We start from the raw sequence: 24,020 nt of genomic DNA, 5'->3' as shown, positions 1-24,020 counted from the left end.
CGTGGGGGCACCGTCCTACGACGAGGTCGACACCGACCTCGTCGGGTACCGCGGCCCGACGGCGTGCGCCGCTGCCGGCATCACCTACCGCCAGCTGGACTACTGGGCCCGTACCGGGCTGGTCGCCCCGTCGGTCCGCAGCGCGACCGGCTCGGGCACTCAGCGGCTGTACTCCTTCCGCGACATCCTCGTGCTGAAGGTGGTCAAGCGGCTGCTGGACACCGGGGTGTCCCTGCAGAACATCCGCAAGGCGGTCGACCACCTGCGCAACCGCGGGATCAAGGACCTCGCCAACGTCACGCTCTTCTCCGACGGCGCCACGGTGTACGAGTGCACCTCCGCCGAGGAGGTCGTCGACCTGCTCGCCGGCGGCCAGGGTGTCTTCGGCATCGCCGTCTCCGGCGCGCTGCGCGAGCTGTCCGGCGACATCGCCGAGCTGCCCGCCGAGCGCATCGACGGCGGCACCGTGCACCCGACCGACGACGAGCTCTCGCTGCGCCGCCGCCGCCGCGCCGCGGTGTGACCCACCCCGGGGCAGCGGGGAACCCACCACCGCCGTCCTGCGGATGACCAGCTGAGCTCACCGTCGTGCGTCCGGGCTCACCGTCGACGGTGAGCCCGGACGCACGACGACCAGGTGAGCTGATCATCCGCAGGACCACGCCGGGCAGGACGACGCCGCCGGGCCGGCTCATGTCCGCTGGTAGCCTGCCAGTGGTGGTGGACCGCGGTCGTGATGCCCTCCCTGCACTGAGCTCGCTGGACCCCGCGGGGTCCTTCGCCGGCCGGCACATCGGCCCGCGACCCGAGCAGACCGCGGCGATGCTCGCCGCCGTCGGTCACCCGACACTGCAGTCGCTGGTCGACGCGTGCGTGCCCGAGGGCGTCCGCGACCGCGCCCCGTTGGACCTGCCGCCCGCGGCCGACGAGGCGACCGTGCTGCGGCTGCTGCGCGAGCGCGCCGCGGCCAACGACGTCTACACCTCGATGATCGGGCTGGGCTACTCCGCGACGGTCACGCCGGCGGTCATCCAGCGCGCCGTCCTGGAGAACCCGGCCTGGTACACCGCCTACACCCCCTACCAGCCGGAGATCAGCCAGGGCCGGCTCGAGGCGCTGCTCACCTTCCAGACGGTGGTCGCCGACCTCACCGGCCTGCCGGTCGCCGGCGCCTCGATGCTCGACGAGGCCACCGCCGCCGCCGAGGCGATGACCCTGGTCCGTCGGGCAGGCAGGCGGGGCGGCGACGACCCGGCCGTCTTCGTCGTCGACGCCGACACGCTGCCGCAGACCCTCGCCGTCCTGCACACCCGCGCCGAGCCGCAGGGCATCCGGCTGCACGTCGCCGACCTGTCCGCCGGCTGGCCGGCCGACCTGCCCGAGGCCGGCGCGTTCGGCGTCCTGCTGTCCTACCCGGGCGCGTCCGGCGCGGTCCGCGACCACCGCGCGCTGGCCGCCGCCGCGCACCGGGCGGGCGCCGCGGTCGTCGTCGCCGCCGACCTGCTCGCACTCACCCTGCTCGAGGCGCCGGGGGAGTGGGGTGCCGACGTCGCCTGCGGCAGCTCGCAGCGCTTCGGCGTCCCCATGGGGTACGGCGGTCCGCACGCCGGCTACCTGTCGGTGCGCGAGGGGCTGGCCCGCCAGCTGCCCGGCCGGCTGGTCGGCGTCTCGGTGGACGCCGACGGCGACGTCGCCTACCGGCTGGCCCTGCAGACCCGCGAGCAGCACATCCGCCGGGAGAAGGCGACCAGCAACATCTGCACCGCCCAGGTGCTCCTGGCCGTCATGGCCGGCGCCTACGCGGTCTACCACGGCGCCGAGGGGCTCACCGCGATCGCCGCCCGGGTGCACCGCGGCGCGCAGGCGCTGGCGGCCTGGCTGCGGGCCGGGGGAGTGCAGGTGGTCCACGACCGGTTCTTCGACACCGTGCAGGCCCGGGTGCCCGGCCGCGCAGCCGAGGTGGTCGCCGCCGCCGCGGCGCGGCGGATCAACCTGCGCCGGGTGGACGACGACACCGTCGGCGTCGCCTGCGACGAGACGACGACGGTCGACACGCTCCGCGCGGTGGCCGAGGCCTTCGGCGTCCCGGTCGATGTCGCGGTGCTGGACGACGACGGCGCCGACGCCCTCGCACCGGAGCTGCGCCGGCGCACCCCCTTCCTCACCCACCCGGTGTTCGCGGCGCACCGCTCGGAGACGGCGCTGCTGCGTCACCTGCGGTCGCTGGCGGACAAGGACCTGGCACTCGACCGCACCATGATCCCGCTGGGCTCGTGCACGATGAAGCTGAACTCCGCGGTGGAGATGGCGGCGATCACCTGGCCGGAGTTCGCCCAGCTGCACCCGTTCGCCCCGGCCGAGCAGGCCCGCGGGTACCGGCAGCTGATCGACGAGCTGTGCACCGCGCTGGCCGAGGTCACCGGGTACGCCGCGGTGAGCGTCCAGCCCAACGCCGGGTCGCAGGGGGAGTTCGCCGGCCTGCTGGCCATCCGCGGCTACCACCGTTCCCGCGGCGAGGAGCAGCGCGACGTGTGCCTGATCCCGTCGTCGGCGCACGGCACCAACGCGGCCAGCGCGGTCATGGCCGGCATGCGGGTCGTGGTGGTGGCCTGCGACGAGGCGGGCAACGTCGACGTCGACGACCTGCAGCGGAAGGTGGACCAGCACGCCGAGCGGCTGGCCGCGGTCATGATCACCTACCCGTCGACGCACGGTGTCTTCGAGACCGGGATCGGGGAGGTCTGCGCGGCGGTGCACGACGCCGGCGGCCAGGTCTACGTCGACGGCGCCAACCTCAACGCGATGGTCGGCCTGGCCCGGCCGGGGCGGTTCGGCTCCGACGTCAGCCACCTCAACCTGCACAAGACCTTCTGCATCCCGCACGGCGGCGGCGGGCCCGGCGTCGGGCCGATCGGCGTCGCGGCGCACCTGGTGCCGTTCCTGCCCGGCCACCCGGTCGTGGACACCGGCGCCTCCGGGCCGACCGTGTCCGCGGCGCCGTGGGGGTCGGCCGGCATCCTGCCGATCTCCTGGGCCTACCTGCGGTTGATGGGCCCCGACGGGCTGACCCTCGCCACCGAGCACGCGATCCTCGCCGCCAACTACCTCGCCACCCGGCTGCGCGAGCACTACCCGGTGCTCTACACCGGCGCGGACGGGCTGGTCGCGCACGAGTGCATCCTCGACGTCCGGCCGCTGACCAAGGCCACCGGGATCACCAACGACGACATCGCCAAGCGGCTGATCGACTACGGCTTCCACGCGCCGACGATGAGCTTCCCGGTCGCCGGCACGCTGATGGTCGAGCCCACCGAGAGCGAGGACGTGGGCGAGCTCGACCGGTTCGTCGATGCGATGGTGGCCATCCGGGGCGAGATCGAGAAGGTGGCCACCGGCGAGTACGACCGGACGGACAACCCGCTGCGCAACGCGCCGCACACGCTGGCGATGGTGGTCGGGGAGTGGGACCGGCCCTATCCGCGGGAGGTCGCGGTGTACCCGCTGCCCGCGCTGCGCGGTCGCGGCTACCTGCCGCCGGTGCGCCGGATCGACCAGGCTCACGGCGACCGCAACCTGGTCTGCTCGTGCCCGCCGCCCGAGGCGTTCGCCGAGCCCGAGCCCGCGCCGGGTCCTGTGGCGCGGCTCCCGAGCCGGGTCGAGGGCGCACCGGACGACCTGGGGACGGCGGCCGACGCCGTGCCGGCCGGCGCGCAGGCGTAGCTGCTCTGCGGGCGCCGGCGCCGCGCCGGACTCCTCCCGCGGTGCGGTGGCGCCGCCTCGCGGCGGAGTACTCCGCTGCCATTCCCGTTATCCCCAACTGACAGCTGAAAAAGTCAAGAAGTCACCAACAACGACGCGGGCCCGGCCCCGCTCGGGGACCAGGCGTCAGATCTTGCGCAGCAGGATCCGGCGCACCTCGTGGTCGGCGGCCTTCTGCAGCACCAGCCGGGCCCGCGACCGGGTCGGGGCGATGTTGTCGCGGAGGTTGGGGCCGTTGACCGCGGCCCAGATGTCGAGAGCGGTCCGGCGCGCCTGCTCGTCGGTCAGGTCGGCGAAGCGGTGGAAGTAGGCGCCGGTGTCGGCGAACGCCGTCCGGCGCAGCGTGAGGAAGCGGTGGACGTACCACCGCTGGATGTCGGACTCGGCGGCGTCGACGTAGACGGAGAAGTCGAAGAAGTCGGAGAGGAAGACCTCGGGGGTGCTGGCGTCGGGCAGCCGGCCGGCCTGCAGCACGTTGAGCCCCTCGAGCACCAGGATGTCGGGGCGGTCGACGACCTGGCGGGCGCCCGGGACGACGTCGTAGGACTGGTGGTCGTACAGCGGGGCGCTGACCTCTCCGCGTCCGGATTTCACGTCGGCCAGGAAGCGCAGTAGGGCCCGCCGGTCGTAGCTCTCCGGAAAGCCCTTGCGGCCGAGCAGCCCACGGTCCGCCAGCTCGGCGTTGGGCAGCAGGAAGCCGTCGGTGGTCACCAGGTCGACCCGCGGGGAACCCGGCCCGGCCGCGAGCAGGGTCTGCAGCAGCCGCGAGGTGGTGCTCTTGCCGACGGCGACGCTGCCGGCCACCGCGATGACGTAGGGCACCTTGGCGGTGGAGTCGCCGAGGAACTCGCTCTGCGCCGCCCACAGCCGCCGGCTGGCCTCGACGTGCAGCCGCAGCAGTCCGGCCAGCGGCAGGTAGACCGTGGCCACCTCGTCGAGGTCGATCCGGTCGCCGAGGCTGGCCAGCGAGGTCAGCTGCGCCTCGTCGAGCGGCGGCCGGCTGCCGGCCGCGAGGGCCCGCCACGAGGCGCGGTCGAACACCGCGTAGGGCGAGACGTGCTGTCGTGTCTCTGCCGTCACGGCGCCCATCGTGCCGTCCGGCCGGTCGGCCTCACCCGCGCGGGTTGCCCGGCAGGCCCAGCAGCCGGTCGGGCCCCCGACGTCGTCCCGCCGGCCGTCTAGGGTGCCGGTGTGCCCCCCTCGCCCGGGCTGCTCGAGTGCATCGAGCGGTACTTCGCCGCCGCGCCGCTGCCGGACGCGCGCACCGAGACAGCCGGCGCCGTCGACGTCCCGGTCGGCACTCCCGCCTGGCCCCACCCGGCGCGTCCGCGGCCGGGGGAGGCGGTCACCGCCGACGACGTGCGCGCCGCCGTGGCGCTGCAGCGGCGGGCAGGGCTGCCGGTGGCGCTGGAGTGGGTGGACGAGTGCTCGCCCACGGCCGCCGCCGCCGTCCGGGCGGCCGGGCTGGCCGTCCGGGAGTCCCCGCTGCTGGTCGCCGCGGACCCGGTGGACCTGCTGCTGCCGCACGGCGTGCGGCTCTACCTGGTCGGCGCCGACGACCCCCGGCTGCCCCGCTACGAGCGGCTGGCCTCCATCGCCTTCGCCCACCCGGGCCCGCGCTCGAAGGTCGGTGGGACGACGGTCGGTACGGCCGTGGACTCCGCGCGCACCGCCGTGCTGCGCGAGCGGATCGCCAGCGGGCGCACCGTGCTGATGGTCGCGGTCGAGGACGGGGAACCGGTGGCGGTCGGCTCGCACAACCCGGTGGACGTCGGGGGTGGCGAGGTCAGCGAGATCGTCGGCGTCGCGACCCTGCCGCGGCTGCGCGGCCGGGGGCTGGGCGCGGGGCTGGCGTCCGCGCTGACCGCGCACGCCCGGGAGAGCGCCGACCTGGTGTTCCTGGTCGCCGGGGACGACGACGTCGCGCGCGTGTACGAGCGGGTCGGCTTCGCCCGGTTGGCCACCGTCGGCGACGCCGAGCTGCCGGACGACGCTATCGGGCTGCCGGACGACGCTGCCGGCGAGCTCCCCGTCGGGGGCCGCGGCCCGTCCTGAGCGGGCTCAGCAGGGCTCGTGCGGTGGCGGGACCGCGGCCGCCGCCGCGCTCAGCGCCGTGCGCGCCGCGTCCCAGCTCACCGACTGCGGCACCTCGCTGAGCAGCACCACGACCCGGGAGCCGACCAGGCCCGTCGAGTGCAGGTGCTTGGCGCCGGCGACGCAGCACATCCACGCCTGTTTCACCGCAGGTCGTCCGGGTGCGGTGCCGAGGATGCCGAAGCGCTGGTCGAAGCCGTCGGCGGCGGTCGGCGTGGCCGAGCGCATCCACTCCAGCAGGGTGGCGGCGTCGGCGGGGTGGGCGACCAGCGGGAGCCGGGTGAGGAACCGGGCGAGGTCGCGGGCGGTGGTCGTCGTCTCCCCCCACTGCCCCGAGATCCGGGGCGGTGCGGTGCCGGTGAGGCCGTAGCGGGCGGCGACGTCGCGGACCATGCGGTCGCCGTCGAAGCGCTCCCACAGGAGCGAGGCGGCCAGGTCGCCGGAGCTGCGGATCATCTCCTGCAGCCACGCCAGGTCGGCCGGCTCCAGGGCGACCGCGCCGGTCCGGGCGCGGTGCAGGACGTCCTCGGCGACGAACAGCTTCGCCAGCGAGGCCGTCGCGAACGGCCGGTCGGCCAGCCCGTTGTCCGCGCTCGCCGCCTCGACGCGGGCGCTGCGCGCCTCGGCAGCGCGCAGCGATCGCCCCTCGGCGCGGGTCTGCTGGCGGGCGACGACCACCGCGAAGGTTCCGGTGGGCCCGTAGGCGGCCGTGACCGCCGGGACGATCTCGGCGGCCGGGCGCCCGTCCGCTCCCGCCCGCCCGGGGACGACCAGCACCCCGAGGAGCACCAGCAGCGCCGGGAGCAGCCCGACACGGCGGGCACGCCGGGGCTGCGCGCGGCGCGACGGGCCCCTCGGCATCCCGTCATGGTGCGCCTACTGGAGGACAGGAGCTCAGGGCTTCGAGCAACGACCTGGCGTCCTCCACCGCGCGCGGTCACCCGGGCGTGCCGGCCGCTCACTCCCCGCTGGTCACTCCTGCTCGTAGGTGGCCAGCAGGGTCGCCCGGCCGAGGGTGTGGCCGAACAGGTTGAACCCCAGGACCGCCGGCGTGGTGTCGGGGGTGAGGTCCAGCCGTTCGGTGTCGACGGCGTGCACGGTGACGAAGTAGCGGTGCGGGCCGTGTCCGGCCGGCGGAGCGGCGCCGACGTAGCCGGGGAAGCCCGCGTCGTTGCGCAGCTGGACCGCCCCCTCGGGCAGGCCGGACCCCTCCCGGTCGCCCGCGCCGCTGGGCAGCTCGGTCACCGAGGCGGGGATGTCGGCCACGGCCCAGTGCCAGAAGCCGCTGTGGGTGGGCGCGTCGGGGTCGTACACGGTGACCGCGAAGCTGCGGGTGCCCTCGGGGAAGCCCGACCAGGACAGCTGCGGGGAGCGGTCCTCCCCGCCGGCGCCCATGACGCCGCTGACCTGCGGCATGGGCAGCGGCGTGCCGTCGGCGCAGTCGGTGCTGGTGACCTCGAAGCTGGGCACCTGCGGGAGGAACTCGTAGGGGCTCGGGGGCGTCGGGCGGTCGGCCATGGGTGCTCTCCTCGGCTCGGGCGGACGGGCGGTCTCGTGGGTCCCGCCCAGCCGACCCTAGGCAGGACGCGCCCGCTGCGCGCGTCGGTGAACAGCGCGTTTCCCGCCCACGGGCGGTGCGCCGCGCCGCGGGGACCTGAGCGGGCTTGCGCGCGGTGCGGGAGTGCCGCACCGTCGTTGCCGACACGATCCAGCACGGCGAGGAGTGGTCATGACCGAGGGCCGGCCGAGCTTCCCGGTGGAGCCGTGGGCGCTGACCGAGATCGGGCTGGACCACGCCTCGCTCGCCGTCCACGAGTCGGTCTTCGCGCTGGCCAACGGGCACATCGGCATGCGCGGCTCGTTCGAGGAGGGCGAGCCGGTCGTCGTCCCGGGGACCTATCTGAACGGCTTCTTCGAGGAGCGGCCGCTGCCCTACGCCGAGGCCGGGTACGGCTTCCCCGAGCAGGGGCAGACCGTGGTGAACGTGACCGACGGCAAGCTGGTGCGGCTGCTGGTCGGCGACACCCCGCTCGACCTGGACTACGGCGAGATCGTCGAGCACCGGCGCACCCTGGACCTGCGCCGCGGCGTGCTGCGCCGCACCACCGAGTGGCGCTCGCCGAACGGGCGCACGGTCGCGGTCACCAGCACCCGGCTGGTCTCGCTCGCCCGCCGCTCCATCGCCGCCATCGAGTACACCGTCGAGTGCACCGACGGGCAGGGTGACCTCTACATCGCCCTGCAGTCGGACCTCCTGGCCAACGAGCCGGTCGACAGCGGCACGGAGGGCGACGACCCCCGCGCCGCCGCCGCCCTGGCCCGGCCGCTGGTGCAGGAGATGGCCGTGGCCCGCGGGCACCGGGCGGTGCTGGTGCACCGCACCCGGCGCAGCCGGCTGCGCATGGCCGCCGGCATGGACCACGTCGTCGACGTCCCCGACAGCTCCACCGAGGACATCGAGGCCGGGGAGGACCTCGCCCGCTTCACCCTCGCCGCCCGCCTGCCGCAGGGCTCGTCGGTGCGGCTGGTCAAGTACCTCGCCTACGGGTGGTCGTCGCGGCGGTCGGCGGCCGCGCTGCGCGACCAGGTCGAGGGCGCCCTGTCCACGGCGAAGCTGGCCGGGTTCGAGCGGCTGCTGCGCGAGCAGCGCGACGTGCTCGACGCGCACTGGCAGCACGCCGACGTGGAGATCGAGGGCGACGACGAGCTGCAGCAGGCGGTGCGGGTCGGCGTCTTCCACCTGTTGCAGGCCGGCCTGCGGGCCGAGCGCCAGCCCATCCCGGCCAAGGGCCTCACCGGCCCCGGCTACGACGGGCACACCTTCTGGGACACCGAGACCTACGTGCTGCCGGTGCTCACCTACATCGCCCCGGCCGCCGCCCGCGACGCGTTGCGCTGGCGACACGCGACCCTGGACCTGGCCCGCGAGCGCGCCCGGGTGCTGGGCCTGCGCGGCGCGGCCTTCCCGTGGCGCACCATCCGCGGCGAGGAGACCTCCGGGTACTGGCCGGCCGGGACGGCGGCCTTCCACGTCAACGCCGACATCGCCGACGCCGTCGTCCGGTACCACAACGCCACCCTCGACGAGGAGTTCGACCGCGACCACGGCACCGAGTTGCTCATCGAGACCGCCCGGCTGTGGGCTTCGCTCGGGCACTTCGACGCCGAGCACGGCTTCCGCATCGACGGGGTGACCGGCCCGGACGAGTACACCGCGGTGGTGGACAACAACGTCTACACCAACCTCATGGCGCAGCGGAACCTGCGGGAGGCGGCCGCGGCGGTCAAGCGGCAGCCGGACGTGGCCGGCCGCCTGGACGTCACCGACGACGAGGTGGAGGAGTGGGAGCGCGCCGCGGACCTCGTGGCGGTGCCCTACGACACGCGGCTGGGCGTGCACATGCAGTCCGACGCGTTCACCCACCACCAGGAGTGGGACTTCGCGCACACCCCGCCCGACTGCTACCCGCTGCTGCTGCACTACCCCTACTACGACATCTACCGCAAGCAGGTGGTCAAGCAGGCCGACCTGGTGATGGCGCTGCACCTGCGCGGCGACGCCTTCACCCACGAGGAGAAGGTCGCCGACTTCGCCTACTACGAGGCGCGGACGGTGCGGGACTCCTCGCTGTCGGCCGCCCAGCAGGCGGTCGTGGCGGCCGAGACCGGGCACCTGGCGCTGGCCTACGACTACTGGGGGGAGGCGACGCTCACCGACCTGCAGAACCTGCACGGCAACTCCGGTCACGGCCTGCACATCGCCTCGCTGGCCGGCGGCTGGACGGTCGCCGTCGCGGGGTTCGGCGGGATGCGCGACCACGACGGGCGGCTGCAGTTCGCCCCCCGGCTGCCGGAGCGGATCACCCGGCTGCGGTTCCGGCTCAACTACCAGGGCCGCTACCTGATCGTCACGGTGACGCCGACCCAGGCCACCTACCGGCTCACCGAGGGCGACCCGCTCGACGTCCACCACCACGGCCGGCGGATCACCGTGGCCGAGAAGGAGGTCGTGGCCGAGATCCCGCCCGCGCCGCAGGTCGACCCGGTGTGCCAGCCGCACGGCGTGGCACCGCGGCGACGCGGCCGGCGCTGAGAAAGGACCCCGTCCTCCTCATCCCTCGCAAGCTCGGGACGAGCCTCTGGACGGGGCCAAGGGCCGTTCCAGCACGTCACCTGGCGAGCAGCCACCAGCCGCCGAGCAGCAGCGCGCCGACGTCGACGAGGAGGAACACCCCAACCCACAGCAGCGCCGGAACGCGGGTGAGCCGGGCGAGCTGGTCGGCGTCGGAGTGCGGCGCGCTCCGCCGGCGGCGGGCGCGCTGCAGCTCGACCACGGTCTTCGGGGCGGCCAGCAGCAGGAACCAGGTGGCGACGGCGGCGAAGGCGGCCTGACCCGCCGCTGAGAGCCACGCGGTCACGGCGAGCAGCACCGCGCCGCAGACCAGCACCGACCACAAGCCGTACCAGTTGCGGATCTGCACCAGCAGCAGCGCCAGCAGACCCACCAGCGCCCACAGCAGGCCGACGCCGTGGCCGGCGGTCAGCAGCGCGGCCGCGCCCAGCCCGAACAGGGCGGGGCCGAGATGGCCGGCCGCGCAGGTGAGCACCATCCCGGCCCCGGTGGGCGGGCCGGCGGACACGGTCAGACCGGAGGTGTCCGAGTGCAGCCGGATGCCCGCCAGCCGCCGTCCGGCCGCGAGCGCCACCAGGCCGTGCGCGCCCTCGTGGGCGACGGTCACCACGGTGCGGGCCGGCCGCCACAGCCTCGGGGTGGCGACGACGACGGCGGCGGCGAGGAGCGCGCCGAGCAGGACCGTCGTCGGCAGCTCGGGGACGGGCGTGGTCACGCGGGTCCAGATGCGCTCGGCGACGTCCACGGCGGCGAGTCAACCCCATCCACCTGGGAGCCCGCCGTCGTCCAGCCGGGACGCGCCGGGGGACAACCCTCTACCCATTCCGTTATCCCTAACAACTGATACAACACACCCATCACCACACCAGACGATGAAGAACAGGGGGGAGCTCGGCACACGCCGATCCAGGCGCCGGCCGAGCGCGGCGGCGGCCGCGTCCACCGCCGTCCGTGCTCCCAACCGGCAGCGCCGGGAGCGCCGGCCGGCCCCTGCACCGCCAAACGCAGGAGGTCGACGCACCCGCTGGGCGCACCATGCGGCGGCTCGCCGGCACGGTGACGGGGTCACGGGATCCATCCGCCCTGCCGATGTCCGAGCCATCGTAGCCGCACGCCGACCTCCGATCGGGTTCATGATCAAGTAGCCGTTATCCCTAACAAAGCTCATATACACGTGACACTACCAAACAGCCCAACCCAACGAAGCCAAGACGATCGACGATGGGGAAGGACCAGCGTCAGCATCCCTGCCGTGGAGGTGTCGACGCTGCCGGTCTTCCTCACCGCGGTGTTGCTCATCGCAGCCTCGCCGGGGCCGGCGATGGCACTCGTCATCCATGGCACTCGTCATCCGCCGAGCAGCGCTGCGCGGTCTGGCAGGGGCGGTGCCCACCGCGCTCGGGGTGGAACTGGGTCTCTACGCGTGGGCGTTGTTCGCGGGTACAGGTCTCGCCGCTCTCGTGGCCGCATCGAAGATCGGTTACCTGGTGCTGCGGGTGGTCGGTGCCGCGGTGCTGCTGGGGCTCGGCGTTCGTGCCTGGCGGGCGGCGCGTCACGTGGGCCGGGCGCCGGAGATGCCGGGGGAGTGGACACCAACACTGGGTCTCCGGTGCCGGTGGACGGTGTTCGCCGAGGGCCTGGTCGTGCAGCTGGCCAACCCGAAGGCCGCCGTCCTGATGATCGCCTCCTATCCGCAGTTCGTCCCGGCCGAGGGCTCGGTGTTGGGCAGAACGGCGCTGCTCGGGCTGCTGCAGGTCACCGTGGAGACCGGCCTGTACCTGGCGCTGGCCGCCGGCGTCGCCCGGGCCGGGACCTGGTTCCGCCGGCCGCGGATCCGCCGGCGGCTGGAGGCGGTCAGCGGGACCGTCCTCGTCGCGCTCGGCCTGCGCGTCGCGGCGTCCGGTCGCTGAGACGCGGGCCGGCTCCCGCGGAGTGGCGAGGTGGGCGAGCAGGGGTCGCCGTGCCTCAGGCCGTCGTCGTCGTCAGGTTGACGGCGTTGCCGTCGGGATCGGTCACGTGCGCGACGCGCTGGCCCCACGGCATGTCGTTCGCAGGTGCCGGCGCTCGGCCGCCCAGGAGCTCGACCTGTGCCAGGGCGGCGTCGACATCGGCGACCTCAAGGCTGATCAACACCCGGCCGGGGCTGCCGAGCTCGACCGACTCGTCACTGACGATGCCCAGCTCGGAGTTCCCGACCTGAAGCCCCAGGTAGAACGCCGGCCCGTCCTCGGGTATGCGAGTGTTCTGCGTGCCACCGGTCAGGCCGGTGTAGAAGCGGGCCAGCCGCTCGAGATCGCGGGTGACGATGATCGGGGTGACGTTGCTGGGCACAGATCCTCCTCGGGGTCCACGCTGGGTCGCCGTGCTGACGGTCGCAGACCCGGGAAGTCATCGGGCCGCTAGTTGACTTAGTCCGGCTTAGTCAGCACCCTGGGGTCATGGAACGGAGCGTCAACGTCCACGAGGCCAAAACACACCTGTCCCGCCTGCTCGAGGCCGTCGAGCGAGGGGAGGACGTGGTGATCGCCCGGGCGGGAAAGCCGGTCGCCCGGCTGGTCCCCGTTTCGGCGCCCCGGCAACGGCGGGAGCCGGGTTCCTGGCGCGGGCGCGTGGTCATCGCCGAGGACTTCGACGAGACGCCGGAGAGCGTGCTGGCCGCCTTCCGCGGTGCCTCGTCCTCGTGACGCTCCTGCTCGACACGCACGTCCTGCTGTGGTGGCTGGTCGACGACCGCCGGCTGACCTCGGCGATGCGCGAGGCGATCGCGGATCCGAGCACCGCGGTTGCGGTGTCGGCCGTCTCTGCCTGGGAGGTGGTGATCAAGGGGGCGCTCGGCAAGCTCTCCGTCCCCACCGACCTCGCCGATCAGATCGAGCACCACGGGTTCGACGCGCTGCCGATCACGGTGGAGGACGGCCTCGCCGTCGGCGCGCTCCCACGTCACCACGACGACCCGTTCGACCGGATGCTCATCGCCCAGGCGCTCCGGCGGAGGTTCGTCCTCGTCACGGCTGACCGGCGCTTCGCCGACTACGACGTCCTCACGCTCACCTGACCGGCAACCGGATGTCGAGCCCGTGTCGTCCGCAGGCGCCTACGGCCGGGGACCGAGCGCCCAGGAAGACCGGTGAGCGAGGGCGCGGAGCTCACGCAGGGGACTGGTCGTCCCCTCGCAGCACGTACAGCGCGCGGGTGTGCCACCCAATTGCCGGATCATCCGGCAGGAAACTCGTGGAGGAGGACCGCGGCTCTCTTAGTTGACATAATGTGCATTATCGGCGTAGGGGATGCATGGGCGGAAGGGCCGGTCGGACCAGGATCGGGCTGCCGGGCCGAGACGCCCGACGGGCTGGGCCGATCACCGCCCACGGCGCAAACCCGGGCGTCGAGTGCGGTGCGGACCAGGACGTCGCTGCGGCCGCTGTGCGGTGACCTGGTGTCCGCCCCGAGCTCCTCGGCGGTCCTCCGCCTCGGCCGCGTCGGCTCGGTCCGCCGGAATCCGGACTCCGCGACGCCGACCCGTCGGACCACACCTGTGCCGGCTGGCCGGCCGGCTGGCCGGCTGGCGTCCGCGATGGCCGGCAACCCGACGGTCCCCCCAATCGCGCTCGGTGGCCCCTCTCCCCGCATTCACTCCCCCGGACCTCCATTCCGTCACTGTGACGAATTACGGGTGGTGTCCCTCGGCAGCCCGGCGTCTCGACGGGCAGGCCGACCGGGTGCTGCTTAGGGTCGAACCATGCAACTCCGACGCCTGATCGCCGCTCTGATGACCGCCCTGGCGCTGTTCGGAGGCGGTGCGACGATGACCGCCTGCGCAGCCGCCGGGAGCGGGGACCAAGGCGACGGGACCACCGACACCGGCAACGAGCAGCAGGTCGACACCGGGGACGCCGACCGCGAGAACCTGCCGAACAACTCCGACCCCTCGGGCGGTGCCGAGCAGGGCAACGTCAACGACGACGCGGACAACTGACCGGGCGCCGGCGGGGACGGACGGTCAGCCGGCGCGCTCGGAGACCCAGAGCTTGTCCAGCCGGCCGGTCGAGCGGACCAGGTCGGCCAGGGACCGTTCCAGCTCGGCCTTGGTGGGCCGCTCGCTGAGCAGGGTCTGCACGTCCTCCAGGGCGCAGCGCAACTGGTACAGCCGGTCCTGCAGGCCGTCGAGCTCAGCGCGTCTGACCATGACGACGTCGCCGGACAGGCCGGCCCGCGCCGTCGCGGAGCGCTGCTCGTAGGCGCGCTGCCGGCAGGCCTGGCCGCAGTACTGGCGCGGCCTGCCGACCGAACCCTGCTGCGCCAGCACCCGGCGGCACCAGCCGCAGCGGCGCTCGGTGCCGCTCCCCCGCCGGGGGCTGGGCAGCCCGGCCCCGGTCGATGCCTCCTCGTCCGTCGTCCGCTTCACGTGTCGCTCGGCCACGGAGCGCACGGTAGACCGCGGTACCGACAGGACCGGAGGACACGCCTGGCACTCCCCCACCATCCGGTCGGGGTGGACGTCACCGGCAAGGTCGTTCGGTTGCGCGTCGTTGTGAGTTCGGCTTGTCGCTCCTCTGGTGTGAGGGTCCCTGTGAGTGTTGTGGTTTCACAGTTGGGGATAACGGATACACCAGGCTGATCGAGGCCCGGGGTGCTCAGCGCCGTGTGTGGGCGACACCGTCATCGGCAGGTCCGCGGGCGCTGCGGACGACGAGGGCCCCGCCCCGATCCGAGCCGAGTGGAGAGGACCGCTGCGAAGGCGCCGGACGGTTGTGGGCCCAGGTCACCACGCCGGTGCCGCAGCGGCCGACAGCCGTGCTGCCGGCCGCCCTGGACAGCGGCACCGAGGCCTCGACCGGGGAGGGGACGACCGGCGTTAGCGTGTCGCCCGTGGTCGGCGTCCGGTATGCGTTCCTCGACGGGCCGACCCCGATCGCGATGGCCCACCGCGGTGGGGCCATCGAGCACCTGGAGAACTCGATGCCGGCGTTCGAGGCCTGCGTCGCCATGGGCTACCGGTACCTGGAGACCGACGTCCGGGTGACCGCCGACGGGGTGCCGGTGGTCTTCCACGACGCCACGCTCGACCGGGTCACCGACCGCTGCGGCCGGATCGACCAACTGCCGTGGGCGGAGGTGGCCGCCGCGCGCGTCGGCGGGCGGGAGCCGATCCTGCGGTTGGAGGAGCTGCTCGGCGCCTGGCCCGATGTGCGGTTCAACCTCGACATCAAGGCCGCCGGTGTGCTGGCTCCGCTGGCCGGGGTGGTGCGGCGGCTGGGCGTGACCGACCGGATCTGCCTGGGCTCGTTCTCCGACGCACGCATCGCCGCCGCCCGGCGGGTGTTCGGCCCGTCGGTGTGCACCTCGCTGGGCCCACGGGGGGTGGCGGCGCTGCGGCTGTCCTCCTACTCCCCCCGCGCGGCCGGGCTGGTGCGCATCCCGGCCGGGTGCGCCCAGGTGCCGCTGCAGCTGGGTGGGCGGGCGCTGGTCGACGAGCGGTTCATCGCCGCGGCGCACGCCCGCGGCCTGCAGGTGCACGTGTGGACGGTGGACACCGAGGCCGAGACGACGGCGATGCTCGACCTCGGCGTGGACGGGGTGATGACCGACCGTCCGGCGATGCTGCGCGGGATCCTGGAGAGGCGCGGGCAGTGGGTGCCCCGATGAGCGGGTCGGCGCTGGCCAGCTGCCTCGGTGACCGCATCCGCGCCTGGCGCCCGACCCCATCGGCGACGTCGACTCACTCGGTGGCGGTGGCGACGACATCGCCTGAGCGGCGCGGACCGGGCCGGTGGTGGACCGCTCCCCCACCGGCTGTCACGCTGCGCCGGTGACCACCGCCTCGGCCACCGGGCCGACCGCGCCCGGCGTCGACCGGGCCCTGCGCCGCGAGCGTCTGGGCTGGTACTCCTACGACTGGGCGATGTCGGTGTTCAACACCAGCGTCACCACGGTCTTCCTCGGCCCCTACCTGACCTCGGTGGCCGAGGACGGCGCCGGGCCCGACGGCCGGCTGGCGGTGTTGGGCTTGTCCATCCCCCCGGGCAGCTGGTTCTCCTACGTGCTGTCGCTGTCGGTCGTGCTGCAGGTGCTGGTCCTGCCGCTGACCGGCGCGGTCGCCGACCGGACCGGCCGCAAACGGGCTCTGCTCGGCGGGGCGGCCGTGCTGGGCGCGCTGGCGACCACCGGGCTGTTCTTCGTCGCCGACGGCCGCTACCTGCTGGGCGCGGCGTTGTTCGTGCTGGCCAACATCTGCTTCGGCGCGGCCACGGTCGTGTACTACTCGTGGCTGCCCGACCTGGCCGGCCCCGACGAGCGGGACGCCGTGTCCAGCCGGGGCTGGGCGTTCGGCTACGTCGGCGGAGCGCTGCTGCTCGCCGTCCACCTGGGCCTGGTGCTCGCCGCGCCGTCCCTCGGGCTCACCACGGGCGAGGCCGTGCGCATCTGCCTGGCGACGGCGGGGCTGTGGTGGGGGGCCTTCACCGGGTTCACGCTGTCCCGGCTGCGCGACCGTCCGGTGCGCGACGCCGGGGCGCGGCCGCGCAGCGGCTTCCGGCAGCTGGCCGCGACGCTGCGCCAGATGCGGGCGTTCCCGCTGACGCTGTGGTTCCTCGGCGCCTACCTGCTGTTCAACGACGGCGTGCAGACGGTCATCTCGCTGTCGGCGACCTACGCCACCGAGGAGCTGGGCCTGGAGCAGTCGGTGCTGACCGGCGCCATCCTCATGGTGCAGGTGGTGGCCGTCGCCGGCGCCCTGGGCCTGGGGCGGCTGGCCGGGCGGTACGGCGCCAAGCGCGTGGTGCTGGGGGCTCTGGTGGCCTGGATCGCCGTGCTGGTCGCCGCGTTCTTCCTCGAGGCGGGCGCGGTGGGGCAGTTCTACGCGCTGGCCGCCGTCATCGGCCTGGTGCAGGGCGGCACGCAGGCGCTGTCACGGTCGCTGTTCAGCCAGCTGATCCCGGCCGGCAAGGAGGCGGAGTACTTCGGCTTCTACGAGATCAGCGACCGCGGGACCAGCTGGCTCGGACCGCTGGCGTTCGGGCTGACCTACCAGCTGACCGGCTCCTACCGGCTGGCCATCGTCAGCCTGGTCGTCTTCTTCGTGGCCGGCTTCGTCGCACTCGCCGCCCTGCCCATCCGCCGCGCCGTGGTCGCGGCGGGCAACACCCCACCGGAGCGCCTGTGACCGCGCCGGCGCGGCTCCCGCGCAACGGCGCTCCGCAGGGCCCGCCCGGCCCCGACCCACCCTCCCGGGGGTGCCGGCGGGTGGGTATACCACTCCATGCGATGATGGAGAACCGATTCCGCGGAATTCCTCCGCGGAATCCGTCGTTGGTCTTTTCGACTCCCTCCCCGGGTGGGTACCCCCGCCCAGCGACGTCGACGACCGACCGACACCACCAGCACGAGAGGACGGTGTGCCATGGCCGAGCGGTCCCTGCGGGGCAGCCGACTGGGCAGCGTGAGCTACGAGACCGAGCGGAACACCGCGCCGATCGAGCGGCAGTACGCCGACTACCGGTGCCCGTCGGGCCACCTGTTCACCGTGCCCTTCGCCGACGACGCCGAGCTGCCCGACACCTGGGAGTGCAAGTTCGACGGGTCGGCCGCCAAGCTCGTCGGGGGCGTCGAGCCGGCCCCCAAGAAGGTCAAGCCGCCGCGGACGCACTGGGACATGCTCCTGGAGCGCCGGTCGGTGGAGGACCTCGAGGAGGTGCTGGCCGAGCGCCTGGAGGTGCTGCGCGGCCGGCGCACCCGCGCCAGCTGAGCGACCTGCACGTACCGAACGGCCCCGGTGGGACTGCCCACCGGGGCCGTTGCGCGTCTCCGACCGGACGTCGGCGATGATGGGGCGATCACGGGGGTGGTGCAGGAGACACGCGCCGACACGCCGGGTGTACCTGCACCACCCCCGTGATCACCTCGGGGTGTGCGGAAAGGGCTCCTCGCGGGCGACCTCTCCCTCGACGACCTCTCCCTCGACGACCTCTCCCTCGATGACCTCTCCCTCGATGACCTCTCCCTCGATGACCGGGCCCCGCCCGGCGCGTCGGGACGCCGTCGCCCCGAACGGCCCGGCCCGGTACGGGCGGGCGGCGGAGGGCACGCCCTCGACGCGGGAACTGCGCACCGGCACCGGGCCGCGCAGCGCGACCGGCAGGCGGGAGGCCAGCGACCGGCCCAGCAGCGCGCGCACCAGCGGGCGGGTCGGCGGCAGCAGGCACAGCAGGCCGACCAGGTCGCCGAGGAAGCCGGGCAGCACCATCAGCAGGCCGCCGGCGGCGACCAGCCCGGCGTCGCCGAGAGCCCGTCCCGGCGGCCGACCCGGGACGGGGCCACTGCGGGGGGCAGCGGGGTCCTTCATCCGTTCGCGCAGCTCGGCCAGCGCCCGGGTGCCCTGCCGGGCCAGAAGCACCGCGCCCAGCACGGTGGTCGCGGCGGCGGCCAGCAGGGTCCAGCCCAGCCCGATCCAGCCGGCGACCAGCACGAAGACGACGACCTCGGCCAGGGCGCCCAACCCGGCCAGCACGCGCACGCGGCGTCCCACGGCTCTCCTCGGCCCGTCCCGTCCGGCGGCCCCGGTCCGCCTACCGGACCGCGCTCGACCGCCCGCCGTCGCGGACCCGTCCCGGTACGGGGTGGCGGACCCGGTCCGGCAGCCGGTCGGCCAGCCGGTCCTGCAGGCCCCACCAAGTGACCCGTACCAACGCCTCTGCAACGATCGAACCGCTCATCTTGCTCCGGCCGAACTCCCGCTCGGTGAAGGTGATCGGCACCTCCACCACGCGGGCCCCGGCGCGCACGGCCCGCCAGGCCCAGTCGACCTGGAAGCAGTAGCCCTGGCTGGCCACCTCGTCGAAGGGCAGCCGGTCGACCAGCCGCGCCCGCACCGCCCGAAAACCGCCGGTGGCGTCGGCCAGCGGCAGCCGCAGCGACCAGCGGGTCCACAGGTTGCCGGCGCGGGAGAGCAGCAGCCGGTGCACCGGCCAGGCCTCCACCCGGCCGCCGGGCACGTAGCGGGAGCCGAGGGCCAGGTCGGCGTCGTCCAGGGCGGCCAGCAGGTCGGGCAGCTGCTCGGGGTGGTGCGAGCCGTCGGCGTCCATCTCGACCAGGACGTCGTAGCCGAGCTCGCGCCCCCACCGGAAACCGGCCACGTACGCCGGGCCCAGCCCGGCCTTGGCCGCCCGGCGCAGCACGTGCACCCGCGGGTCGAGCGCGGCCAGCTTCTCGGCGAGCTCCCCCGTGCCGTCCGGTGATCCGTCGTCGACCACCAGGGCGTGCGCGCCGGGAACGGCCGCGTGCAGCCGCTCCAGGATGGGTTCGAGGTTCTCCACCTCGTTGTACGTCGGGACGACGACCAGCACCCCGCTCATCGGCCCCTCCGCCGGCGCGCGGTGCCCCGGCGCGCGGTGCCCGGGACGGCGACGGCCAGCAGCGCGCCGGCGCCGAGCGCGCCCAGCGTCCACTCGGGGACGGCGCCGAGCCGCTCGGCGAGCGTGGTCGAGTCGCGCTGGGCCACCTCGGCGACGAACACCGCGGGCTGGTAGAGGCCCGAGCGGGCGACCAGGGAGCCGTCGGGCGCGATGAGGGCGGAGATGCCGCTGGTGGAGGCCACCGCCACGGTCCGCCCGAACTCCACCGCCCGCACCCGGCCGGCGGCCAGCTGCTGGGCGCTCTCGTCGGTGTAGCCGAAGGTGGCGTTGTTGGTCTGGACGACGACCATCCCGGCCCCGGCGCGCACCACGTCCCGCACCAACCCGTCGTACACCACCTCGAAGCAGATGACGTCGCCGACCCGCGCGCCGCCCACGTCCAGCAGCCCCACCTCGGTGCCGGCGGTGAAGTCGCGGCGCACCAGGTCGACCTGGTCGCTGAAGACGCGGAAGAAGCCGCGGGCCGGCACGTACTCGGCCAGCGGCACCGGGTGGCGCTTGACGTAGGTCTCGCCGGGCCCGGTGGCGGGGTCCCAGACGATGCCGGTGTTGCTGACGAAACGGCCCGGGCCGTCGACGACGGCGCCGACGAGGATCGGCGCGCCGACCGCGCGGGCGGCCCGGCTGATCTGCGCGGCGGCGTCGGCGTTGCGGTAGGGGTCGATGTCGGAGCTGTTCTCCGGCCAGACGACCAGGTCCGGCTGCGGCTGCTCGCCGGCGGCCACGGCGTCGGCCAGCTCCAGGGTGCGGGTGACGTGGTTGTCCAGCACCGCCCGCCGCCGCTCGTTGAACTCCAACCCGGGCTGGGGCACGTCGCCCTGGACGACTGCGACGGTGCGGGTCGGGCCGCCCGCGGTGAGCGCGGCCCCGGGCAGCGGCAGCCAGGCCAGCCCGCCGAGCAGCGGCACGGCGACCGCCCCGGCCAGGCAGGCCAGCGCGCCGCGCACCCGCGGGCCCCGGCGGGCGCCGCGCCGGGTGAGGCGCAGCACGGCCGCGGCCAGCAGCGTGCCGGTGAGGGCGACGGCGAAGCCGACCAGCGGCACCCCGCCGTAGGCGGCCAGAGCCAGGAACGGGCCCTCGGTCTGGCTGAAGCCCAGCCGGCCCCACGGGAAGCCGCCCAGGGGCAGCCGGCCGCGCAGCGCCTCGGCGGCGACCCACAGCGCCGCGGTCCACAGCGGCCAGCCCGGCAGCCGGCCGACCGCGGCGGTGGCGGCGCCCAGGGCGGCGAGGAACACCGCCTGGGAGGTGGCCAGGGCCAGCCAGGGGAAGGCGCCGACGAAGACCCCGCTCCAGGACAGCAGCGGCACGAAGAAGCACAGGCCGAAGACCAGGCCCAGCCACGCTCCGGCGCGGGCCCGCTGCCGGTGCACGGCCAAGGCCAGGGCGGCCGGGCCGAGGGGCGCGAGCTCCCACAGCGACCAGGCGGGGAAGGCGAACAGCAGCAGCAGCCCGCCGGCCGCGGCCAGCAGCGTGCGCCAGGGGCCGCGCCGGCGCCGCCGCGCCGGAAGGGCCGCCTCGGCCGCGGCCGGCGGGCGGTCGAGGGTGCCGGACCCTGCAGCTGGCGGCACCCGTGCCCTCCCGTGCCCCGGGCGACCGGGGCGCCGGTCGCTGGCCTGCCCCACACCCTGCGGCGGGGTCGAACGGCCACCGGCGCCGTCGCCGGTGGCCTGCACCCCAGCATCCCATCCCGGGGCGCCGCGGCGGCCGCGCGGGCGGCGGTGTCCCCCGCCGCGTGCCGGGCGGTCCCGGGGCGCCGAGGTCAGGAGGGGAGCACGGGCCCGGGAACGGCGGATCCGGGGAGCACGGATCCGGGGACGACGAGCGTGGCGGTGGCCTCGACGACGGTCTGCGGCGGATCGAGCACCCCCGCCGCCGACGGCCCGCGCTCGGGCTCGGCGCGGGCCACCACCCGGGCGGTGCAGCGCAGCTCACGGCTGCGCCGCCCGATCCGCACCACCTCGCAGGAGGCCTCCAGCACGTCCCCGGCGCGCACCGCGGCGAGGAAGCGGACCTCGGTGTAGCCGGCGAGCAGGCCCTCGTCGCCGTCCAGCACGATCGCCACCTCGGTGGCCACGTCGCCGAACAGGCCGAGGGTGTAGGCCCCGTCGACCAGCGCACCGCCGTAGTGGGCGCAGCCGTGGGGCACGTAGCGGCGGTGGGAGATCGTCAGGCCCACGCGCGGGTCGGGTGCTGTCACGGGGCACCGTCGGGGATGAGCGCGTGCACCAGGTAGCTGGCGACCTCGCCGGGCGTCGTCCCCCGGCCGAAGACCTTGTCGACGCCGAGCTCGGCGGCCATGGCGGGGTCGAAGCGGGGCCCGCCGACGACCAGCAGCGGCCGATCCTCCCCCATCGCCTGGCGGAAGGCGGCGGCCAGCTCGCGGGTGTTGCGCAGGTGCGCGTCGCGCTGGGTGACCACCTGGGAGACCAGGACGGCGTCGGCCCGCTCGGCCCGGGCCCGGGCGACCAGCGCGGGCACGGCGACCTGCGCGCCCAGGTTGGTGACGGCCATCTCCCGGTGGTGCTCCAGGCCCTTCTCCCCGGCGAAGCCCTTGACGTTGAGGATGGCGTCGATGCCGACGGTGTGCGCGTCGGTGCCGATGCAGGCCCCGAGGACGACCAGCTTGCGGCGCAGCCCAGCGCGGACGGCGGCGTCCACCTGGGACGGCGAGAGCAGCGGGTAGGCCCGCTCCGCCACCTGCACCGCGTCGAGGTCGACCAGGTGGCGCACCGAGCCGTAGACGACGAAGAAGGTGAACCCCGCCCCGATGCCGGAGCTGTGCACGACCAGCGCCGGGGCCAGGCCCATCTTCGCCGCCAGCTGCGCCGCGGCGCCCTCCGCCCGCGGGCCCGGCGGCACCGGCAGGGTGAACGAGACCTGCACCATCCCGTCGCCGGTCGTGTCGCCGTACGGGCGGACCGTGCTGCGGACGTCGCGGCCTTCGTGGCCACTGTGGCCGTTCTCAGGCACGGGCCACCACCTCCTCCTCCAGGAGCTCCAGCGCCGGGTTGCACGCGTCGGGGTCGAGCGCGACGACGCCGTCGAGCCCCCGGCCGCCGTCGGGCGGGCGCCGGGTGGTGCCGAAGGTGCCGTCGGCGATGGCCTGGATCAGCCCCTGGGGGTGCTCGGCGATCCGCTGCAGCAGCGCGACGGCCTCGGTGAGCACGGTGTGCGCCCGGCGGTCGATGAACCCGCCCGCCGGCGGGGCGAAGTCCTCGACCAGACCGCCGGCGGCGTCGAGCACGTAGCGCACGTTGCGCAGCGCCAGGTCCCGGTCGGACAGCCACGGGGTGACCACCGCCTCGGTCATCATCCCGACCAGCAGGATGCCCTGGCCGGTGAGCGCCCCGGCCAGGTTGAAGAACCCGTCGAGCAGGTAGCCGCGGAACACGTCGCCGGTCATGTGCTTGGTCGGCGGCATCCACTTCAGCGGCGCGTCGGGGAACAGCGAGCGGGCCAGCATCGCGTGCGCGAGTTCCAGGCGGAAGGAGTCGGGCAGGTCGGGGTCGATCTCGAAGGCGTGGCCCAGGCCCAGCTGCCAGTCGGCCAGGCCCGCCTCCCGGGCGAGGGCCTCGTTGAGCAGCTGGCTGACGGTGACGGTGTGCGCCGCGTCGACGGCGTCGGCGGTGGTGAGGTAGTTGTCCTCGCCGGTGTTGATCACGATTCCGGCGCGGGCGTGCACCATCCGGGAAAACCGCTGGTCGACGAAGGTGCGCCGCGGGTTGATGTCGCGGAAGAGGATCCCGTACATCGCGTCGTTGAGCATCATGTCCAGCCGCTCCAGCCCGGCCAGCACGGCGATCTCCGGCATGCACAGGCCCGAGGCGTAGTTGGTCAGCCGCACGTAGCGGCCCAGCTCACCGCTCACCTGGTCCAGGGCGGCCCGCATCAGCCGGAAGTTCTCCCCGGTGGCGTAGGTGCCGGCGTAGCCGGTGCGGGTGGCCCCCTCGGGGACGAAGTCCAGCAGCGACTGCCCGGTGGAGCGGATGACGGCGATGACGTCGGCGCCGGCGCGGGCGGCGGCCTGCGCCTGCGGGATGTCCTCGTGGATGTCGCCGGTGGCCACGATCAGGTAGATCCACGGACGGCGCGGCGGGTCGCCGAGGGCGGCCACCAGCTGCTCGCGCCGCCGTCGGTTGGCGTCGATGCGGGCCATGCCGGCGGCCACCGCGTCCCGCGCCGCCGCGCGGGCCCGCTCGGCGTCGGCGCCGGTGGGCAGGGTGAACCGCGCCGTCCCGGCGCCGACGGACGCGGCCAGCGCCGGCAGGTCCGGCGCGGCGCCGGAGCAGATCGCGTGCCACACCGGCAGCGCCACGCCCCGGTCCAGGCCGACCTGCTCGCCGACGACGTCCACCACCCGGTTCACCCAGGGCACCCGGTCGGTGGCGCCGCCCTCCCCGTCGGTGCCCTCACCGTCGCCGGAGCCGGTGACCGGGTCGGCGCCGGTGAGCCCGGCCAGCCGCAGCACCGCGCGCTCGACGGAGACGGTGGTGTGCCGCCGGGCCAGGTCGACCACCGGCTGCGCCGCGCGGACGGCCAGCTCCCGCGCCCGGCCCACCAGGACCGGGTCCAGCGCCAGGGCGTTCACGCTGCCTCCTCGGGGGCCGACGGAGCCACGCGGGCCG

At 74.7% G+C, this 24,020-nt stretch carries 23 protein-coding genes; 11 read left to right on the top strand and 12 right to left on the bottom strand.

Translation table 11 applies throughout. The annotated features are described in order from the left end of the window. The first annotated feature begins 1 nt into the window (after window position 1). Window positions 2-523 (top strand): MerR family transcriptional regulator, encoded by a 522-nt coding sequence (locus DQ238_RS11865; RefSeq protein ID WP_233495913.1) that lies wholly within the window; start codon window positions 2-4, stop codon window positions 521-523. Between the two features lie 194 nt (window positions 524-717). Next, window positions 718-3,720 (top strand): aminomethyl-transferring glycine dehydrogenase, encoded by a 3,003-nt coding sequence (gcvP, locus tag DQ238_RS11860; RefSeq protein WP_199506300.1) that lies wholly within the window; start codon window positions 718-720, stop codon window positions 3,718-3,720. A gap of 165 nt (window positions 3,721-3,885) precedes the next feature. On the opposite strand, the gene coaA is transcribed toward gcvP, so the two are convergent. After that, window positions 3,886-4,848, bottom strand: a complete 963-nt coding sequence (gene coaA, locus DQ238_RS11855; protein ID WP_113781482.1) for a type I pantothenate kinase — start codon at window positions 4,846-4,848, stop codon at window positions 3,886-3,888. Window positions 4,849-4,950: 102 nt separating this feature from the next. Here coaA and DQ238_RS11850 point away from each other — a divergent pair, with 102 nt between their 5' ends. Next, window positions 4,951-5,814, top strand: a complete 864-nt coding sequence (locus tag DQ238_RS11850) for a GNAT family N-acetyltransferase (protein ID WP_113781481.1) — start codon at window positions 4,951-4,953, stop codon at window positions 5,812-5,814. A 6-nt stretch (window positions 5,815-5,820) separates the two neighbouring features. Here DQ238_RS11850 and DQ238_RS11845 read toward each other — a convergent pair whose 3' ends face one another. Both DQ238_RS11845 and DQ238_RS11840 read right to left on the bottom strand, forming a co-directional pair. Beyond that, a complete protein-coding gene (locus tag DQ238_RS11845) occupies window positions 5,821-6,714 on the bottom strand; it encodes a serine hydrolase (protein ID WP_113781480.1) in 894 nt (297 codons plus the stop codon). 111 nt (window positions 6,715-6,825) lie between these two features. Continuing rightward, window positions 6,826-7,371, bottom strand: a complete 546-nt coding sequence (locus DQ238_RS11840) for a YbhB/YbcL family Raf kinase inhibitor-like protein (RefSeq protein WP_113781479.1) — start codon at window positions 7,369-7,371, stop codon at window positions 6,826-6,828. A gap of 211 nt (window positions 7,372-7,582) precedes the next feature. On the opposite strand from DQ238_RS11840, the gene DQ238_RS11835 reads away from it, so the two are divergent. Further along, a complete protein-coding gene (locus DQ238_RS11835) occupies window positions 7,583-9,946 on the top strand; it encodes a glycoside hydrolase family 65 protein (protein WP_113781478.1) in 2,364 nt (787 codons plus the stop codon). A gap of 76 nt (window positions 9,947-10,022) precedes the next feature. Here DQ238_RS11835 and DQ238_RS11830 read toward each other — a convergent pair whose 3' ends face one another. After that, window positions 10,023-10,730 (bottom strand): M50 family metallopeptidase, encoded by a 708-nt coding sequence (locus DQ238_RS11830; RefSeq protein ID WP_113781477.1) that lies wholly within the window; start codon window positions 10,728-10,730, stop codon window positions 10,023-10,025. Between the two features lie 592 nt (window positions 10,731-11,322). On the opposite strand from DQ238_RS11830, the gene DQ238_RS11825 reads away from it, so the two are divergent. Beyond that, window positions 11,323-11,895, top strand: coding sequence for a LysE family translocator (locus DQ238_RS11825; protein ID WP_199506299.1), 573 nt, complete (start codon window positions 11,323-11,325; stop codon window positions 11,893-11,895). A 55-nt stretch (window positions 11,896-11,950) separates the two neighbouring features. Here the strand turns inward: DQ238_RS11825 and DQ238_RS11820 are convergent, their stop codons facing one another. Further along, the gene (locus DQ238_RS11820; protein ID WP_199506298.1) at window positions 11,951-12,316 is read right to left on the bottom strand and encodes a VOC family protein; all 366 of its coding nucleotides are present in this window, start codon (window positions 12,314-12,316) and stop codon (window positions 11,951-11,953) included. A gap of 107 nt (window positions 12,317-12,423) precedes the next feature. Here DQ238_RS11820 and DQ238_RS11815 point away from each other — a divergent pair, with 107 nt between their 5' ends. The 3 genes from DQ238_RS11815 (at window position 12,424) to DQ238_RS11805 (ending at window position 13,961) form a co-directional block, all read left to right on the top strand. Continuing rightward, window positions 12,424-12,669, top strand: a complete 246-nt coding sequence (locus tag DQ238_RS11815; protein ID WP_113781476.1) for a type II toxin-antitoxin system Phd/YefM family antitoxin — start codon at window positions 12,424-12,426, stop codon at window positions 12,667-12,669. Then, window positions 12,666-13,040, top strand: a complete 375-nt coding sequence (locus tag DQ238_RS11810; RefSeq protein WP_113781475.1) for a type II toxin-antitoxin system VapC family toxin — start codon at window positions 12,666-12,668, stop codon at window positions 13,038-13,040. Before DQ238_RS11815 ends, DQ238_RS11810 begins: the two co-directional genes overlap by 4 nt. Window positions 13,041-13,724: 684 nt before the next feature. Then, complete coding sequence (locus DQ238_RS11805) at window positions 13,725-13,961, top strand: hypothetical protein (protein WP_113781474.1); 237 nt, start codon at window positions 13,725-13,727, stop codon at window positions 13,959-13,961. 24 nt (window positions 13,962-13,985) lie between these two features. Here DQ238_RS11805 and DQ238_RS11800 read toward each other — a convergent pair whose 3' ends face one another. Next, entirely contained in the window at window positions 13,986-14,405 is a 420-nt protein-coding gene (locus DQ238_RS11800) for a hypothetical protein (RefSeq protein ID WP_233495900.1), read from the bottom strand. A gap of 449 nt (window positions 14,406-14,854) precedes the next feature. Between DQ238_RS11800 and DQ238_RS11795 the strand changes: the two genes are divergently transcribed. From DQ238_RS11795 to DQ238_RS11785, 3 genes are all read left to right on the top strand, one after another. Next, window positions 14,855-15,631 carry a glycerophosphodiester phosphodiesterase gene (locus tag DQ238_RS11795; protein WP_199506297.1) on the top strand — a complete coding sequence of 259 codons (777 nt, stop codon included), beginning with the start codon at window positions 14,855-14,857 and terminating at the stop codon, window positions 15,629-15,631. A gap of 163 nt (window positions 15,632-15,794) precedes the next feature. Next, the gene (locus tag DQ238_RS11790) at window positions 15,795-17,147 is read left to right on the top strand and encodes an MFS transporter (protein WP_113781473.1); all 1,353 of its coding nucleotides are present in this window, start codon (window positions 15,795-15,797) and stop codon (window positions 17,145-17,147) included. Window positions 17,148-17,384: 237 nt separating this feature from the next. Next, window positions 17,385-17,729 carry an RNA polymerase-binding protein RbpA gene (locus DQ238_RS11785; protein WP_113781472.1) on the top strand — a complete coding sequence of 115 codons (345 nt, stop codon included), beginning with the start codon at window positions 17,385-17,387 and terminating at the stop codon, window positions 17,727-17,729. A 150-nt stretch (window positions 17,730-17,879) separates the two neighbouring features. Here the strand turns inward: DQ238_RS11785 and DQ238_RS11780 are convergent, their stop codons facing one another. From DQ238_RS11780 to DQ238_RS11755, 6 genes are all read right to left on the bottom strand, one after another. Further along, complete coding sequence (locus tag DQ238_RS11780; RefSeq protein WP_113781471.1) at window positions 17,880-18,509, bottom strand: FxsA family protein; 630 nt, start codon at window positions 18,507-18,509, stop codon at window positions 17,880-17,882. Window positions 18,510-18,549: 40 nt separating this feature from the next. Beyond that, window positions 18,550-19,335, bottom strand: a complete 786-nt coding sequence (locus DQ238_RS11775) for a polyprenol monophosphomannose synthase (RefSeq protein ID WP_113781470.1) — start codon at window positions 19,333-19,335, stop codon at window positions 18,550-18,552. Continuing rightward, complete coding sequence (gene lnt / locus DQ238_RS11770) at window positions 19,332-20,963, bottom strand: apolipoprotein N-acyltransferase (RefSeq protein WP_113781469.1); 1,632 nt, start codon at window positions 20,961-20,963, stop codon at window positions 19,332-19,334. Before lnt ends, DQ238_RS11775 begins: the two co-directional genes overlap by 4 nt. Before the next feature lie 191 nt (window positions 20,964-21,154). Further along, entirely contained in the window at window positions 21,155-21,592 is a 438-nt protein-coding gene (locus DQ238_RS11765) for a MaoC family dehydratase (protein WP_113781468.1), read from the bottom strand. Then, on the bottom strand, window positions 21,589-22,365 hold the full coding sequence (locus tag DQ238_RS11760; protein ID WP_113781467.1) for an OAM dimerization domain-containing protein: 777 nt from the start codon (window positions 22,363-22,365) through the stop codon (window positions 21,589-21,591). The genes DQ238_RS11765 and DQ238_RS11760 overlap by 4 nt, the downstream gene beginning before the upstream one ends. Then, a complete protein-coding gene (locus DQ238_RS11755; protein WP_113781466.1) occupies window positions 22,358-23,983 on the bottom strand; it encodes a lysine 5,6-aminomutase subunit alpha in 1,626 nt (541 codons plus the stop codon). The genes DQ238_RS11760 and DQ238_RS11755 overlap by 8 nt, the downstream gene beginning before the upstream one ends. Window positions 23,984-24,020: the final 37 nt, after the last annotated feature.

The sequence above is a fragment of the Geodermatophilus sp. TF02-6 genome, from assembly GCF_003319115.1.
Classification (GTDB): Bacteria; Actinomycetota; Actinomycetes; order Mycobacteriales; family Geodermatophilaceae; genus Geodermatophilus.
This window is presented reverse-complemented; position numbering and strand designations above follow the sequence as displayed.

What these genes read in the sequence shown, in the direction of transcription:
- coaA (WP_113781482.1), bottom strand. Translation starts at nt 4,848, where the DNA reads ATGGGCGCCGTGACGGCAGAGACACGACAGCACGTCTCGCCCTACGCG.
- DQ238_RS11845 (WP_113781480.1), bottom strand. Translation starts at nt 6,714, where the DNA reads ATGCCGAGGGGCCCGTCGCGCCGCGCGCAGCCCCGGCGTGCCCGCCGT.
- DQ238_RS11840 (WP_113781479.1), bottom strand. Translation starts at nt 7,371, where the DNA reads ATGGCCGACCGCCCGACGCCCCCGAGCCCCTACGAGTTCCTCCCGCAG.
- DQ238_RS11835 (WP_113781478.1), top strand. Translation starts at nt 7,583, where the DNA reads ATGACCGAGGGCCGGCCGAGCTTCCCGGTGGAGCCGTGGGCGCTGACC.
- DQ238_RS11825 (WP_199506299.1), top strand. Translation starts at nt 11,323, where the DNA reads ATGGCACTCGTCATCCGCCGAGCAGCGCTGCGCGGTCTGGCAGGGGCG.
- DQ238_RS11815 (WP_113781476.1), top strand. Translation starts at nt 12,424, where the DNA reads ATGGAACGGAGCGTCAACGTCCACGAGGCCAAAACACACCTGTCCCGC.
- DQ238_RS11805 (WP_113781474.1), top strand. Translation starts at nt 13,725, where the DNA reads ATGCAACTCCGACGCCTGATCGCCGCTCTGATGACCGCCCTGGCGCTG.
- DQ238_RS11785 (WP_113781472.1), top strand. Translation starts at nt 17,385, where the DNA reads ATGGCCGAGCGGTCCCTGCGGGGCAGCCGACTGGGCAGCGTGAGCTAC.
- DQ238_RS11775 (WP_113781470.1), bottom strand. Translation starts at nt 19,335, where the DNA reads ATGAGCGGGGTGCTGGTCGTCGTCCCGACGTACAACGAGGTGGAGAAC.